The 13,966-nt window shown below is 61.8% G+C and carries 14 protein-coding genes; 7 read left to right on the top strand and 7 right to left on the bottom strand.

Annotated features, from left to right (window positions below):
• Positions 1 to 43: 43 nt before the first annotated feature.
• Together GA829_RS19780 and GA829_RS19775 are read left to right on the top strand one after the other, a co-directional pair.
• Positions 44 to 496: a MaoC family dehydratase gene (locus tag GA829_RS19780; RefSeq protein WP_195174368.1), complete on the top strand. Its 453-nt coding sequence runs from the start codon at positions 44 to 46 to the stop codon at positions 494 to 496.
• Positions 497 to 499: 3 nt separating this feature from the next.
• Positions 500 to 1,381 carry an HpcH/HpaI aldolase/citrate lyase family protein gene (locus GA829_RS19775; RefSeq protein WP_195174367.1) on the top strand — a complete coding sequence of 294 codons (882 nt, stop codon included), beginning with the start codon at positions 500 to 502 and terminating at the stop codon, positions 1,379 to 1,381.
• Positions 1,382 to 1,405: 24 nt separating this feature from the next.
• On the opposite strand, the gene GA829_RS19770 is transcribed toward GA829_RS19775, so the two are convergent.
• Both GA829_RS19770 and GA829_RS19765 read right to left on the bottom strand, forming a co-directional pair.
• Entirely contained in the window at positions 1,406 to 3,307 is a 1,902-nt protein-coding gene (locus GA829_RS19770) for a CASTOR/POLLUX-related putative ion channel (RefSeq protein ID WP_195174366.1), read from the bottom strand.
• Between the two features lie 138 nt (positions 3,308 to 3,445).
• Entirely contained in the window at positions 3,446 to 4,030 is a 585-nt protein-coding gene (locus GA829_RS19765) for a nitroreductase family protein (protein WP_195174365.1), read from the bottom strand.
• 157 nt (positions 4,031 to 4,187) lie between these two features.
• Here GA829_RS19765 and GA829_RS19760 point away from each other — a divergent pair, with 157 nt between their 5' ends.
• Complete coding sequence (locus GA829_RS19760; RefSeq protein ID WP_195174364.1) at positions 4,188 to 5,150, top strand: hypothetical protein; 963 nt, start codon at positions 4,188 to 4,190, stop codon at positions 5,148 to 5,150.
• Here the strand turns inward: GA829_RS19760 and GA829_RS19755 are convergent.
• The 4 genes from GA829_RS19755 to yidD all read right to left on the bottom strand — a co-directional run bounded on the left by GA829_RS19755 (position 5,147) and on the right by yidD (position 9,666).
• On the bottom strand, positions 5,147 to 6,085 hold the full coding sequence (locus tag GA829_RS19755) for a lysophospholipid acyltransferase family protein (protein WP_195174363.1): 939 nt from the start codon (positions 6,083 to 6,085) through the stop codon (positions 5,147 to 5,149). The two genes, GA829_RS19760 and GA829_RS19755, sit on opposite strands and share 4 nt — an antisense overlap.
• Before the next feature lie 85 nt (positions 6,086 to 6,170).
• Entirely contained in the window at positions 6,171 to 8,147 is a 1,977-nt protein-coding gene (gene thrS / locus GA829_RS19750; RefSeq protein ID WP_195174362.1) for a threonine--tRNA ligase, read from the bottom strand.
• A 171-nt stretch (positions 8,148 to 8,318) separates the two neighbouring features.
• Positions 8,319 to 9,146 (bottom strand): class D beta-lactamase, encoded by an 828-nt coding sequence (gene blaOXA, locus GA829_RS19745; RefSeq protein WP_195174361.1) that lies wholly within the window; start codon positions 9,144 to 9,146, stop codon positions 8,319 to 8,321.
• Between the two features lie 145 nt (positions 9,147 to 9,291).
• Positions 9,292 to 9,666, bottom strand: a complete 375-nt coding sequence (gene yidD, locus GA829_RS19740; protein ID WP_195174360.1) for a membrane protein insertion efficiency factor YidD — start codon at positions 9,664 to 9,666, stop codon at positions 9,292 to 9,294.
• Positions 9,667 to 10,016: 350 nt separating this feature from the next.
• Here yidD and GA829_RS19735 point away from each other — a divergent pair, with 350 nt between their 5' ends.
• Together GA829_RS19735 and GA829_RS19730 are read left to right on the top strand one after the other, a co-directional pair.
• Positions 10,017 to 10,943 carry a LysR substrate-binding domain-containing protein gene (locus GA829_RS19735; RefSeq protein WP_195174359.1) on the top strand — a complete coding sequence of 309 codons (927 nt, stop codon included), beginning with the start codon at positions 10,017 to 10,019 and terminating at the stop codon, positions 10,941 to 10,943.
• Between the two features lie 84 nt (positions 10,944 to 11,027).
• The gene (locus GA829_RS19730) at positions 11,028 to 11,981 is read left to right on the top strand and encodes an IS481 family transposase (RefSeq protein WP_195174358.1); all 954 of its coding nucleotides are present in this window, start codon (positions 11,028 to 11,030) and stop codon (positions 11,979 to 11,981) included.
• Here GA829_RS19730 and GA829_RS19725 read toward each other — a convergent pair.
• Positions 11,978 to 12,424, bottom strand: a complete 447-nt coding sequence (locus GA829_RS19725) for an iron-sulfur cluster assembly scaffold protein (RefSeq protein WP_195174357.1) — start codon at positions 12,422 to 12,424, stop codon at positions 11,978 to 11,980. The genes GA829_RS19730 and GA829_RS19725 overlap by 4 nt on opposite strands.
• Before the next feature lie 240 nt (positions 12,425 to 12,664).
• Between GA829_RS19725 and folE the strand changes: the two genes are divergently transcribed.
• Together folE and hisI are read left to right on the top strand one after the other, a co-directional pair.
• Positions 12,665 to 13,297 (top strand): GTP cyclohydrolase I FolE, encoded by a 633-nt coding sequence (gene folE / locus GA829_RS19720; protein WP_195174356.1) that lies wholly within the window; start codon positions 12,665 to 12,667, stop codon positions 13,295 to 13,297.
• A 128-nt stretch (positions 13,298 to 13,425) separates the two neighbouring features.
• Entirely contained in the window at positions 13,426 to 13,887 is a 462-nt protein-coding gene (gene hisI / locus GA829_RS19715) for a phosphoribosyl-AMP cyclohydrolase (RefSeq protein WP_195174355.1), read from the top strand.
• Positions 13,888 to 13,966: the final 79 nt, after the last annotated feature.

Here is a 13,966-nt window from a genome sequence, read left to right as displayed (position 1 = left end):
GTATGCAGCGCTTATCAACCCGTGAGCAGCACAGGAGATCGACATGGCCGGGCTTTATCTGGAAGAGTTCGTTGTCGGCCATGTCTTCCAGCACACGCTGCGCAAGACCGTCACCGAAAGCGACAACATGCTGTTTTCGGTGATGACGCTGAACCCGCAACCGCTTCATATCGACTTCGACTTCGCCTCCAAGAGCGAATGGGGCAGACCGCTGGTCAACTCGCTTTTCACACTTGGGCTGATGATCGGCATCTCGGTCAACGACATCACCGTCGGAACCACTGTCGCCAATCTCGGCATGAAGGAAACCGTGTTTCCGCATCCGGTGTTTCATGGCGACACCATCCGGGTCGAGACCACGGTTATCTCGGTGCGAGAATCGAAATCGAAGCCGGATCGCGGCATCGTCGAGTTCGAGCATCGGGCCTATAACCAAAACGGCGATCTCGTCGCCAAATGCATCAGGCAAGCGATGATGCTGAAGAAGGTGGCCTGACGCATGCGTTCGCTGCTGTTCGTCCCTGGCGATTCCGAAAAGAAGCTGGAGAAGGGCTTTGGCGCGGGCGCCGATGTGGTCATCGTCGATCTTGAGGATTCCGTGGCACCTCAGAACAAGGCTTTGGCGCGCGAAATCGCGGCGCATTTCATCGTCGGGCACCGGCAACAGACCAGCGCGGCGATCTACGTGCGCGTCAACGACCTGTCGACCGGGCTGACCGATGATGACCTGGCGGCGCTGGTGGCGGCCAGGCCCGACGGCATCATCTTACCGAAGTCGAACAGCGGCCAGGATGTGCAACACCTCTCGGCAAAACTCAGGGTTCGTGAGGCCGAAAACGGCCTGCCGGACGGTGGGATAAAGGTCCTGCCGATCATCACCGAGACGGCGGCGGGCGTGCTGGCGGCGGCGACCTATGCCGGCACTAACACACGGCTCGCCGGCCTCACCTGGGGCGCGGAAGACCTGTCGGCATCGATCGGCGCGCGTGCCGCCCGCGATGAACGCGGCCGCTACACTGATGTGTTCCGCTTCGCCCGCACCATGACGATCCTTGCCGCCGGCGCCGCGGAAGTCGCCGCGATCGACACCGTCTTTCCAAACTTTCGCGACATGGCTGCTTTCGAGGCGGAATGCACCGAGGCGGAGCGCGACGGGTTCACCGGCAAGATGGCGATCCATCCGGCGCAGGTACCGGTCATCAATGCAGCCTTCACGCCTTTCGCAGAGGCGGTGAAACACTCGGCGTCAATCGTCGCCGCGTTCGAGGCTGCAGGCAATCCCGGTGTCGTCGGCATCGACGGCAAGATGTATGACCGCCCGCACCTGCGGCTGGCCGAAAGGCTTCTGGCGCGAGCCAGGGCAGCCGGGATTTCGGCTTAGCCCATACGCCCGCCAGCGTGCGCCTCAGTCCCGCGCCAGCACGATGATCCGGTCTTCCGGCAGATAGGTCAACGCTTCCGACTTCAGCGGGTTGACGGTGACGCCGCCCAGCGCGCGCTGGTCAGCGTCACCTGCGCGAATACGCCGATAGCCTATGGCGATCTCGCCACGCAACCGCGCCGATTCCGCGATCGTCCAGAAGGTCAGCGGCTTGTCGATGGCGACATAGCCGGCGACCGGCCGCATGTAGATTTCCGAGCCCTTCTCGTCGAGCAACTCATCGAAGATCGCGGCGAGATACTGGTTCTCGGAGGCCTGCGCCAGCATCAAGCTGACCAGCCTGTTGCTGACGACGAAATCATCGGCCTTGGTCACCGCCGCGAGCTCCCGGTTGCGCACGTCGATCATCTCGCTGACAATGCTGATGTGCAGGCCGGCATCATCCGCGATCTTGCGCAGATGCAGCAACGTCACCAGCGTGCGCGTATCCGCTGGCTGCGCCGCCATGGTTTCACTGTAGCCGAGCACAAGCACGTGGTCGTAGGAAGGAACGTTCAAGCTTGCCAACGCGGTGCTGCTCGACGTGTCGGTGATACGGCAGGAGACCGACAGATTGTCGCCGGCCACGGGCAGCTCGGCAACTTCCCGCTCAAGGCCGGGCGTATCGGCGGCGATGGTCAGCGTGGAACCGGGCGCAACATAGCGTGACAATTCATAAGTGATGATCGGGCCGCGCCGGTTCCAGCCGAGGATCAGCGTACGCTCCGGCTTCGCCTCGATGGGCTGCTGGCTCACGATGGCCGCCGAATCAAACGCGACCTTGGCGCTCCCCAGCTTTATCGCGGCATCGTCCTCCGCGATAATGATGGCGCGGCTGCCCTTGCCGATAAGCTGATCCGACGGCGGGTTGAGGGAGACGCGTCCGTTGCTGTCGCAAAGCCCGATCAATGCACAGTGCTCATAGGCCATCACCGCCTCGCCGAAGGTCCTGCCGACAAGGTCAGATTGCTCGGTCGTGTAGATTTCGCAGCCGTCGAAATCGAGCAGTTCCGAATAGACACCGCTGAGGCCCGACTGGCGGCTCGAATGCACGACGATGCGCGAGATCAGCTGGTCCGCCAGGACGAGCTGTACCTCGGCGCCGCCGACAACGCGGGCGACATCGGCATTCTTGCCGTCACGAATCTCGGCGGCGATGTTGTAGGGGTCGGTGCGTCGGCTCGGATCGTTGACCAACGCCAATACTGACTTGATGACCTGTGAATCCGGATCGTCGCCGTCCGGCGACAGCACGATGATCGACCGCGAGGTCTGCGGATTGACGATGGCGAGATCGTAGAGATCGGTCGGATCGCCACTGCGGCAGATGATGCGCGTGTTGCCCAGTTTGCCAACCTTGGCCGCGATCTCGTCCTCCATCTCGACCTTGTCCATATTGGCCATGACGACGATGCGCGGGCGGCGGCGGCTGGCATTGGCAATGACGAGTTCGGAAATGACGTCGAAGATCGATGGCGACCAGTTGAGGATGATTGTGTGATCGGTCTCCAGCACCCGCGAACGGCCCTTGCGCAATTCATTGAGCTTGCCGTCGACGCCGGCGCTCAGGATGCCGATAAGGGTCGACAGGACAAAGATACCCGCAATCGTGACCACCAGCATGACAAGACGGAAAGCCCAGCCGGTGTCGCCGCCCATCGTGCCGGAATCGATGGAGCGCATCAGCGATTCCCAGAACGCTTCTAAAAAGCCAAGCGGTTCGCCACCTTGCGGCGCGATGCGGGTCACAGCGAGGAAAGTCGCGGCAGCGATGATGATGACCAGAGAAAGAGCCGCAAGCCAGCCAATTAGCGCGATCGGTCCCGCAGCCATGCTCTTGTCGAACGCATAGCGCAGCCGGGTTCCCAGCGAATCTCGTTTCTTCATGTAGCCGCTGCCCCGCAATGTCCCAAGGTCGACGCGTCACCCCAAACGCGTCACCGATGCCCGTGCTCTTAGCGCGTGTTTAAATAAAGGGGAATCGCTTTCGCATGTTGAGCCCGACTTTGACGACCGGGAGAAGGTTCATCCCTTCCACGGTCCCGAATAGTCAGCATAGAGCTTTGCCGTCTCGGGCCGTGGACGCTCCGGCGCCGGGCCTTGGTACGAGCCGATATGGATGAAACCGACGACGCGCTCCTGCGGCGCCAGCCCGAGCAGCGCCCTGCCCTCCGGCACATCGGAATACCAGTTGCTGATCAGGTTGGTGCCATAACCCAGCGCATTGGCCGCGATCATCAGGTTCATCGCCGCCATGCCGCCCGACAGGAACATTTCCCATTGCGGGATTTTCGGATTCTCTTTCGGTACCGACACCACGCCGATGACCAGCGGCGCGCGCGAAAACCGCGCCAGTTCCTGGTTGCGGCGGCCGTCGGGCAATGGCCCTTCCCGCTGTTCGGCCAGAGCCGCGAGTTGCTTGCCGATCTCGGCGCGCGCCTCGCCGCGATAGATGATGAAGCGCCAAGGCTCGAGCCGGCCGTGATCGGGCACGCGCGCGGCGGCGGCGATCATGGTCGCGATATCAGCGTCGCTGGGGGCCGGCTCCTTGAGATCGAGGATCGGTGCGGAGTTCCGGGTCAAAAGGAAGTCGATGATGGGCGAGGCCATGGGCGCAATTCTCCTGAATTTTGAGCTGAAGCGCGCCATCGGGAATTCGAGCGGCTCGGGCATTGGCGCGGGTGCGCCGGATGAAGAGTCGTCTAACAGAGGTCGATCAGACTCTTAAGCCTTGAAATTGCCACCGCCATGGGCTTCAACGCAAGGCATGTTTGAGGGGACACTGCGTCTTTTCCTGATCTGGCTCTGCGCCGCGCTGTTCGTGGCGCCGTCCTCCGTCGCTTTCGCGCAGAACGCGGACGGCGTTAGCGACCTGAAACTTCCCGGCATTTCAAGCTATGCGACGCCGAAAAGCGACACACCGCTGGCGCTTGGCGGTGGCGGCGCCATTACCCTCTCGGCCCAGCTGACCGATAAGGGCACCGACATTTCGCGCGGCATTGTCTGGCGCGTCTTCAAGCCCGAAGCGGTGAATGGCAAACTGCCGATGGTCGCCTCCGCGCATGGCGGCACCGCCGTGTTCCAGCTCGAGCCCGGCAGCTATCTGGTCCACGCCTCCTATGGCCGGGCCGGCGCCACCAAGCGCATCACGGTGGGCAAGGACGCCAAGCGCGAGAGCCTCGTGCTCGATGCCGGCGGCCTCAAGCTCGATGCCGTGTTGTCGGGCGGCGTGCGTATACCACCGAAGAAGCTGCGCTTTTCCATCTATGAAGGGCAACCCGAGGCAAATGGCGACCGTGCGCTGATCATCCCCGACGTGGCGCCGAACAGCGTCGTGCGTCTCAACGCCGGCGTCTACCATGTCGTTTCCACTTATGGCGCGGTCAACGCCGTCATCCGCTCCGATATCCGCGTCGAAGCGGGCAAACTCACCGAAGCGACAGTCGAGCATCACGCAGCTGAAATGACGATGAAGCTGGTGCGCGAGGCTGGTGGTGAGGCGATCGCCGACACATCCTGGTCGCTGCTCAATGAATCCGGCGACCCGATCAAGGAGACCGTCGGCGCCTTCGCCTCTATGGTGCTAGCCGAAGGCGATTACACCATCATCGCCAAGAACCGCGACCGCATCTACCAGAAAGATTTCACGGTCGTGGGTGGACAGAACCAGGAGATCGAGGTTTTGGCCACCGAGGCAGCGGCCATGGACCCTGAAGAAGGCGCCGATTAAGCGGCGAGCTTGTTGCGCGCGGGCAGGAACGGAAGCCGCCGGCGCGGCATGGCCGGCGCCAGGTCGAAGACACCGCGATGCAGCCGCTCAAGCAGCGCCTTGCGGTCGCGCAGCGGCTCCAGCTCTCCCCAGGTCAGCACATCACCGACACGCACATCGATCCCCTTGCCGGACAGGCGCGCGAACTCGTGGATCAGCAGTGAAATGCGCAGCGTCAACGACGCCTTGCCGACGAATTTGGCCACGCGGCCATCACGCTCGGCCATGTTCATCGGCCCGCTGACAAGGTGAAAAAGCCTGCCGTTCTGACCGGAGAAATGCATCGGCACGACCGAAGCCTTGGCGTCCTGGACAAGACGAGCCGGAAACATCTTCCATGGCAAGTCGCGCGCCCGGCCAAAGCCTTTCGGCGCGGTGGCGACACCGCCGGCTGGAAACACCACGATGGTGACGCCCTCCTTGAGCAGCCGCACCGCCTCATGGCGCACCGCCATGTTGTTCTTCAGCGCATCCTTGGTCTCGGAGAAGTCGATCGGCAGCGAATAGGGTTCCATCTCGCTGATCTTGAGCAGGTCCTTGTGGATCATCACCCGGAATGGACGCCCCAGTTGCTCGGCCAGCGACAGGACGGCGATGCCGTCGCCAATACCGAACGGATGGTTGGCGACCATGACCAGGGGCGTGTCCGGCAGCTTTTGCGGCGGCCATGGATCGGTGGTGCGCACACGAACGTCGATCAGATCGAGCATGCGGCTGAAAATCCGCTCGCCGGTCGGCACCACCTGGCGCCGCCAGAAATCATAGAGCGCGGCATAGCGGTCGCGGCCCGACAGGCCCTCGATGGAATGGATGACCCAGCGCGTCAGCGCGGGCTGGCGCGCATTGGCGTAGGAAAGCTCTGGAAACGGTTTTTCGCGCATTTTCAGCTTGAGCATGAGGTTCGTTACTAGGCCGGCGTGACAAGGATATGAAAATGGCGGTGGATTGCTCCACCGCCATTCGATTGGAAACGCTGTTGAATCAGGCCGCCGCTTTGCGCTTGCGGTCAGGCGTCACCGCCTCCTCGGTCAGCAGCCTCACCGCTTCGCCAAGCCCAAGCGATTCCTGATCGCGCGAGCCAAGACGGCGGATGTTGACGGTCTGCTCCTCCGCCTCGCGCTTGCCGCAGACGAGAATGACCGGCACCTTGGCCAGCGAATGTTCGCGGACCTTGTAGTTGATCTTCTCGTTACGCAGGTCCGCTTCGGCCAGCAGGCCGGCCGCCTTCAACCGCGCCACGACCTTCGTGGCGTAGTCGTCGGCATCGGAGGTGATCGTCGCCACCACAATCTGCAAGGGCGCGAACCAGAGCGGGAAATGGCCCGAATAGTTCTCGATCAGGATGCCAAGGAAGCGTTCCATTGAACCACAGATGGCGCGATGCACCATCACAGGCTGCTTCTTTTCGGAATCCGAGCCGATATAGAAAGCACCGAAACGCTCCGGCAGGTTGAAGTCCACTTGGGTGGTTCCGCATTGCCATTCGCGGCCGATGGCGTCCTTCAACACATATTCGAATTTCGGCCCGTAGAAGGCGCCCTCGCCCGGATTGATCGAGGTCTTGATACGATTGCCCGACTGTGTCCGGATCGTCTCCAGAACGTTGCCCATGATCGCTTCGGCGTGATCCCAGGCTTCGTCGGTGCCGACACGCTTTTCTGGTCGCGTCGACAGCTTCACGCTGATCTCGTCGAAACCGAAATCGGCATAGGTCGACAGGATCAGGTCGTTGATGCGCAGGCACTCCGACGCCAGTTGCTCCTCGGTGCAGAAAATATGCGCATCGTCCTGCGTGAAGCCGCGCACGCGCATCAGCCCGTGCAGGGCACCCGACGGCTCGTAGCGGTGCACATTGCCGAACTCCGCCAGCTTCACTGGCAGGTCGCGATAGGACTTCAACCCATGCTTGAAGATCTGCACATGACCAGGGCAGTTCATCGGCTTCAGCGCGAAGACGCGGTCGTCGTCGGTGTCGTCGCCGGCCACGGTCACCTTGAACATGGCATCGCGATACCAGCCCCAGTGGCCTGACGTCTCCCACAGGCTCTTGTCCAGAACCTGCGGTGCATTGACCTCTTGGTAGCCCTGCTCGTCGAGGCGCCGGCGCATGTAGTTGACCAGGTTCTGGAACATCTTCCAGCCCTTGGCGTGCCAGAAGACGACGCCGGGCCCCTCCTCCTGGAAATGGAACAGGTCCATCTCGCGGCCGAGCTTGCGGTGGTCGCGCTTCTCAGCCTCTTCCAGCATCGTCTGGTAGGCTTCAAGCTGTGCCTGATCGGCCCATGCGGTGCCATAGATGCGCGTCAGCATCGGGTTGTTGCTATCGCCGCGCCAATAGGCGCCGGCCACCTTCATCAGCTTGAAGGCGTTGCCGATCTGGCCGGTCGAAGCCATGTGCGGACCACGGCAAAGGTCGAACCAGCCGCCCTGTCCATAGATCTTGAGATCCTGGTCCTCGGGAATCGCATCGATCAATTCCAGCTTGTAGCGTTCGCCTTTGTCGGCAAACACTTTTTTCGCCTGCTCGCGCGACCAGACCTCTTTGGTGAACGGCTTGTTGCGCGCAATGATCTCGCGCATCTTTTTCTCGATCACCGGAAAATCGTCGGGCGTGAAGGGCTCGTTGCGGGCGAAATCGTAGTAGAATCCGTTCTCGATCACCGGTCCGATGGTCACCTGCGTCCCCGGCCACAGTTCCTGCACCGCTTCCGCCAGGACGTGCGCGGTGTCGTGGCGGATCAACTCCAGCGCGCGCGGATCGTCACGGGTGACGATCTCGACCTTGCCGGACTTGCCGAGTGGATCGCTGAGATCGCGCACCACGCCATCGATGGCATAGGCGACAGCCTTCTTGGCCAGCGACTTGGAGATCGATTCCGCGAGACCAGCACCAGTCATCGCCGCGTCGTATTCGCGCACGGAGCCATCGGGAAATGTCAGGGAAACGGAATTCAGCATGTCATTCTCCTATCCAGTCCCGCAAACGAGCGCGGGTGGTTAAATGCATGTCGCTCAAAACTGTTGAGCGGCTTTGCGCACAACATGCATGGGTGAAGCCGGATGCGTCCGGCGCGGCTGTCTTTTATGGGCAGTTTCCGCCGCCGTAAAGCCGGATCAGGCGTCAGGCTTTCATTTGATCAGCTGCGGCAGGTCCTTCAGGAACCCGGCACGCGTCTTCAAGCCCTTGGGCATATCGGTGCGCTTGGTGTCGACCGCCAGGCGGGCAAAGACGATCTGGCGGCCATCCTTTTGCGCCCAGCCGACAAACCAGCCAAGTGAACGCTTGTCCTCGATCTTTTCGGCATCGTTGCGCAGCCGAGTGGAGCCGGTCTTGCCTTGCACGGTCCAGCCGCCGGCCTGGAATGTCGGTATGATCGCCTTGGTCATGTCATAGGCCTTGGCCGACACCGGCAAGTCTCGGGCAAGCAGCCGGCGCAGGAAGTTGACCTGCTCGATCGGCGTTATCTTGAGCGAGGAGTTCACCCAGGACTGGGTCAGGCTGTCGTTCTTGCCGGGATTGCCGGAAACATCATTGTTGCCGTAGTCGAATTTCTTGACATAGCCAACGAAGCTGGTGCCGCCGAGCCGGCTCGTGATCTCCCTGGAGAACCACAGGATCGAGTCGCGCTCCCAGATCGTCGGGTCGACGGCTTTCTGGTCCCGCTTCACGGCGTTGAATTCGGGCTTGTAGTCCCAGGTTGGTGTGTGCTCGTCGCTCAGGATTCCAGCGTCATAGCCGATCAGCGACAGCGGCAGCTTGAATGTCGAAGCCGGGCTGAAGCGCTGGTCACAGACCCCGTCCTGATAGAGCGTCTTGCCGCTCGCGGCATCCTGAATCACCGTGCATTGGACGTCTTTCAACGGTGCGGATTGCGCGCGCAGCGGAAACCCCAGCAGCCAGGCCAGCAGAAACAAGACGGCGGCCATGATGAAGGGAAGACGGTCTAAATTGCGCATCGGGTACTCGCTCCAGAAGGGGTGTGGGGAGCGGCTTAGCGAGTTCTCTTGTCTCGATTTTGTCTCAAATGCGATAGATGTGGTTAACCTAAACAGATCGTAAAAGTCATTCGCATTGCCCGCTCCAGAGCCTCGGGCGCAAGCATCAGTTCTCCGGATCGGCAGGCTTTTTGCCGATCCGCCAGTAGCGCCAGGGCGTGAACCAGAGATAACGATCCGCCAGCGCCACCGGCACACGGTCGATGCCATGCGTGCCGAATGGCCCGCAGCGCAGCACGCGGAAAAGCCCCATCCAGCCGCCGGCCCACAGGCCGTGGCGGGCGACTGCCTCGTGGGCGTATTCCGAGCAAGTCGGTAGATGCCGGCAGGAATTGCCAACGAAGCCTGATAGCGTCAGTTGATAGAGCCGCACCAGCGACGTGCCGAGAATGCGGCCCGGCGTTTTGCGCCACGGGCCCGGCCAGTTGCGGCCACGCTGTGTTGGCCCGGCCCCATGCGCGTGTCGATGATCGTCGCGCACTGCCTTCTCCGCATCGCGTTTCCCTGACGCAACAGATGAAAGCTTCACAGGCAAAACACAATCCCTCACGGGTCTCGGTACCAGTCGTCGTGATTTCAGCGGTGAAACCGCGCGATACGGCTACTGGGCAAAGATGCCCAACGTGTGGGTGCGGTCCGCGCCTCTTCCCGGCTTCCCCTGTTTGGCAACCGCTCGCTCTGCCGCTGAAACGTCACGATGCGCATCACATCGCCGAAAATCTCAAGAAATTGGGCCATGGCCGTATCTCCTTCTGGCCCTGATTAGACAAAATCTGGCCTTCGCCTTCAAACGAGTATAATTTCCAGCTCGAATAACTTGAGATTATGCGAATGAAGCGTGGACGCTTGCCTCTGACGGCACTGAGAAGCTTCGAAGCGGCAGGCCGTCACCTGAGCTTCAGCCGGGCGGCCGAGGAGCTTTTCGTCTCGCAAGCTGCGATCAGCCGTCAGATCCGAGAGCTTGAATCCTTCCTGCGCCAGCCTCTGTTCGAGCGCCACCATCGGCGCGTTGAACTGACCGACACGGGCCGGCGTCTGCTGGACCAGCTCGTCAGGAGCTTTGACGCCATCGACACGTTGCTCGGCGAATTGGTGGCGACACCGGCCCAGTCCATGGTCAGTGTCAGCGTCGAGCCATCGCTTGCGGCATCCTGGCTGGTGCCGCGGCTAAACCGGTTCCGTGAACTGCGGCCGGACATCGACGTCTCGCTCGACGTCAACTCGCGTCTGATCGAATTCCGCAGCGACCAGGCCGAACTGGCTCTGCGCTTCAGCGCGCACGACACCTCCTGGCCGCGCAGCGAGGCGGAGCGGCTGGCATTGGTCATTGATTCACCTGTGCTGTCGCCCGCGCTTTTCAAATCCGGTCCGGCGCTGAAACGCCCCGTCGACCTGCGCCGCTACACCTTGCTGCACGAAGAAAACCGCCAGGGTTGGACGCGATGGTTCGAGGCGGCTGGCGTCACCGATGACGTGATGCCGGAGCGCGGGCCGTTGCTGGCCGACGCCTCATTGTCGAAACAGGCAGCCATGCTCGGACATGGCGTGGCGCTGGGCGACCTTCTGCTGGTGACCGAGGAACTGGCCGCCGGCACGCTGATCAAGCCGTTCGACGCCAACGTTATCTGCGGCGCTTACTGGCTGGTGGCGCGGAATTTGCGCGATCTCTCAGAGCCGGCCGCTGCGTTCGCCAACTGGATCCGCGGCGAATTCGCCGAGAGCAGGCGCGTGCTGCAGGCACAGAACTATCTGGCCTAAGTGTGAGCTCTCAGGGGGTTGTCCATTCGGACCTGACCGAGGAGACTGGAGTTACCAAGCTTCAGCACTCATCGGAGGGTCCGAATGAACATCCACAAGAATGCCCGTCTCACGCCGCTGCGTCGAGAGGAAATGGCGCTGTCGGTGATAGAAGGTCGTCTTTCCCAAGCCCATGCGGCGCGGACGTATGGTGTGTCGGCGAAGATCGCGGCGCGCTGGGTCGAGCGCTACAAGGCCGAGGGCCGGGCCGGCATGGTCGACCGCTCGTCGCGGCCTCATGTCATGCCGGGGATGACCGGACAGGCGGTGGCCGAGCGCATCATGGCATTGCGCCGCCGGCGGCTGACCGGCAAGCACATCGCCATGGAGGTTGGCGTCTCACCCGCCACCGTCAGCCGGGTGCTGAAGCGTGCCGGGCTGTCGCGGCTGAAGGACATTGAGCCGGCCGAACCGATCCGGCGCTACGAGCGCGAGCACCCCGGCGAGATGATCCACATCGACATCAAGAAGCTGGGCCGCTTCAGCCAGGTCGGGCACCGCATCACCGGCGATCCACAGAAGGGCAAGTCGCGCGGCGCCGGATGGGAATTCGTCCATGTCTGCATCGACGACGCCTCTCGCATCGCCTTCTCGCAGATCCTGCCCGACGAGAAGAAGGAAAGCGCCGTCGCCTTCCTCAAGGCGGCGTTGGCCTATTATGCAAGCCTCGGCGTCACCATTGCGCGCGTCATGACCGACAACGGCTCCTGCTATAGGTCGAAAGCCTTCGCCAAAGCCTGTCGCGATCTCGACCTTAAGCATGTCAGGACAAGGCCCTACACGCCCAAGACCAACGGCAAGGCCGAGCGCTTCATCCAGACCGCGCTAAGGGAATGGGCCTATGCCATCGCCTATCCGACCTCGCACCACCGCGCAGCCGAACTGCCGGTATGGCTCCACAGGTACAATTGGCATCGCCCGCACGGCAGCCTAAAGTCCAAAACACCGATCAGTCGCCTCGACAGAACCGAGGACAACCTATTGAGGCTCCACACCTAAGCCGCCTCTTCGGCGCGCTTCTTCTCGATCTGGCCGATGGCATCGACCACGGCGTCGAAGGTCAGCATGGTCGACGCATGCCGTGCCTTGTAGTCGCGCACCGGTTCCAGATACTTGAGGTCGGCGAAGCGGCCGTCCGGCGGCGTCCCATTTTCCTTCAGCATCTTCAGCATCGTCTCGCGCACTGTGCGCAATTCATCCGCCGTGGCGCCGACCACATGCTGCGCCATGATCGAGGAAGACGCCTGGCCGAGCGCGCAGGCCTTCACGTCATGGGCGAAGTCGGTGACCACGCCCTCCTCCATCTTGAGGTCGACGGTGACGGTCGAACCGCACAGCTTGGAATGCGCCTTGGCGCTCGCGTCCGGATGATCGAGCCGGCCGATGCGCGCGATGTTTCCGGCAAAACCGAGAATTTTCGCATTGTAGACATCGTCAATCATATTTTTCCAATCCGTCGCCGCCAAGCGAACAGCGATTGCCGCTGACGCGTCTTCCTTTCGCTCGTCATCAGCATATATAATGGGTGCAGTGCGGTATCGACAAGGCGACTGGAAGCCCATGTCTTTACCCAATCTGTTCACGCCACTTGCGGGGCTGGAAACCGGGCGGGTTCCGACACCGAAACGTCGTGGTCCGTTCAACTCGTTCCTCCGAGAGAGGAACTACGGGAGACGCCTTTTATGGATGCCGTTATCAAGAAGCTCATGCCCCAGTCCGCCTACATGGACAAGCCGGTCACCGACCGCCCAAGTGAGGCAGAAGTCGAAGCCGCCGTACGCACCCTTCTGCGCTGGACCGGCGACAATCCCGACCGTGAAGGTCTTGTCGATACGCCCAAGCGCGTCGCGAAAGCCTATCGCGAAATGTTCGGCGGCTACGACATGTGCCCGGCGGATGAGCTTGGCCGCACTTTTGAGGAAGTCGCCGGCTATGACGACCTCGTGATCGTCAAGGACATCACATTCCATTCGCATTGCGAACACCACATGGTGCCGATCATCGGCAAGGCGCATGTCGGGTATCTCCCGGATGGCAAGGTTGTCGGCCTGTCCAAGATCGCACGCGTCGTCGATATCTTCGCCCATCGCCTGCAGACCCAGGAAGCGCTGACCGCGCAGATCGCCAGCGTCATCCAGGACGTGCTCAACCCGCGTGGCGTGGCGGTGATGATCGAGGCGGAGCATATGTGCATGGCCATGCGCGGCATCCGCAAGCAGGGTTCCACCACCCTCACCTCGACCTTCACCGGCGTCTTCAAGGACACGCCCGAAGAGCAGGTGCGTTTCGTCACCATGGTGCGCGGCGGGGCCTGATCGGCCCTCGCCGGCCCGAAGCGTGTCCACCCAAAAGTGCGCAGCGGTTTTGGGACGAACAACATGCGTGAAACAAGGATATAAGCCGCATCGCGTGAAGTGCGATCTGGCTTGGACAAGGACCGGCGATGTCGGCACTGGAATTTCCAAAAGCTCCATCGGACAAGAAAGCACTTGAGGAAGGCACCATCCTCTCGCCGCGCTTCGATGCAGTAGGCCTGGTGACCGTTGTCGTCACCGATGCCGAGGACGGCATGCTGCTGATGGTAGCGCATATGAACGCCGAGGCTCTCGCCCTGACGCTCGAAACCGGGATTGCCCATTACTGGTCGCGGTCCCGCAACGCGCTTTGGAAAAAGGGCGAAACCTCCGGCAATTTCCAGCATGTCGTGGAGATGCGCACCGACTGCGATCAGGATGCATTGTGGCTGCGCGTCAAAGTGTTGGGCCACGACGCAACCTGTCACACCGGCCGGCGTTCATGCTTTTATCGGACGGTGGGGCTGACCGACGGCAAGGGGACGCTTGCCGACGACGGCAGCAAACCGCTGTTCGATGCGGAAAACACGTATCGGAAATCACGGGCTTGAACCTTCTGCCTTTCGCCAGCCACATAGATTCATCATTTCGATACGGCCCGCCTGTATATTGGCCGTGGGACAAGGGAGA

It is taken from the genome of Mesorhizobium sp. INR15 (assembly GCF_015500075.1).
GTDB lineage: Bacteria > Pseudomonadota > Alphaproteobacteria > Rhizobiales > Rhizobiaceae > Mesorhizobium.
Note: the sequence above shows the minus strand (reverse complement) of the source record. Positions and strands in the feature narration are given on the sequence as shown.

Coding starts and splice junctions, on each gene's coding strand:
- GA829_RS19780 (WP_195174368.1), top strand. CDS start 44: ATGGCCGGGCTTTATCTGGAAGAGTTCGTTGTCGGCCATGTCTTCCAG.
- GA829_RS19775 (WP_195174367.1), top strand. CDS start 500: ATGCGTTCGCTGCTGTTCGTCCCTGGCGATTCCGAAAAGAAGCTGGAG.
- GA829_RS19770 (WP_195174366.1), bottom strand. CDS start 3,307: ATGAAGAAACGAGATTCGCTGGGAACCCGGCTGCGCTATGCGTTCGAC.
- GA829_RS19765 (WP_195174365.1), bottom strand. CDS start 4,030: ATGGCCTCGCCCATCATCGACTTCCTTTTGACCCGGAACTCCGCACCG.
- GA829_RS19760 (WP_195174364.1), top strand. CDS start 4,188: ATGTTTGAGGGGACACTGCGTCTTTTCCTGATCTGGCTCTGCGCCGCG.
- GA829_RS19755 (WP_195174363.1), bottom strand. CDS start 6,085: ATGCTCAAGCTGAAAATGCGCGAAAAACCGTTTCCAGAGCTTTCCTAC.
- thrS (WP_195174362.1), bottom strand. CDS start 8,147: ATGCTGAATTCCGTTTCCCTGACATTTCCCGATGGCTCCGTGCGCGAA.
- blaOXA (WP_195174361.1), bottom strand. CDS start 9,146: ATGCGCAATTTAGACCGTCTTCCCTTCATCATGGCCGCCGTCTTGTTT.
- GA829_RS19735 (WP_195174359.1), top strand. CDS start 10,017: ATGAAGCGTGGACGCTTGCCTCTGACGGCACTGAGAAGCTTCGAAGCG.
- GA829_RS19730 (WP_195174358.1), top strand. CDS start 11,028: ATGAACATCCACAAGAATGCCCGTCTCACGCCGCTGCGTCGAGAGGAA.
- GA829_RS19725 (WP_195174357.1), bottom strand. CDS start 12,424: ATGATTGACGATGTCTACAATGCGAAAATTCTCGGTTTTGCCGGAAAC.
- folE (WP_195174356.1), top strand. CDS start 12,665: ATGGATGCCGTTATCAAGAAGCTCATGCCCCAGTCCGCCTACATGGAC.
- hisI (WP_195174355.1), top strand. CDS start 13,426: ATGTCGGCACTGGAATTTCCAAAAGCTCCATCGGACAAGAAAGCACTT.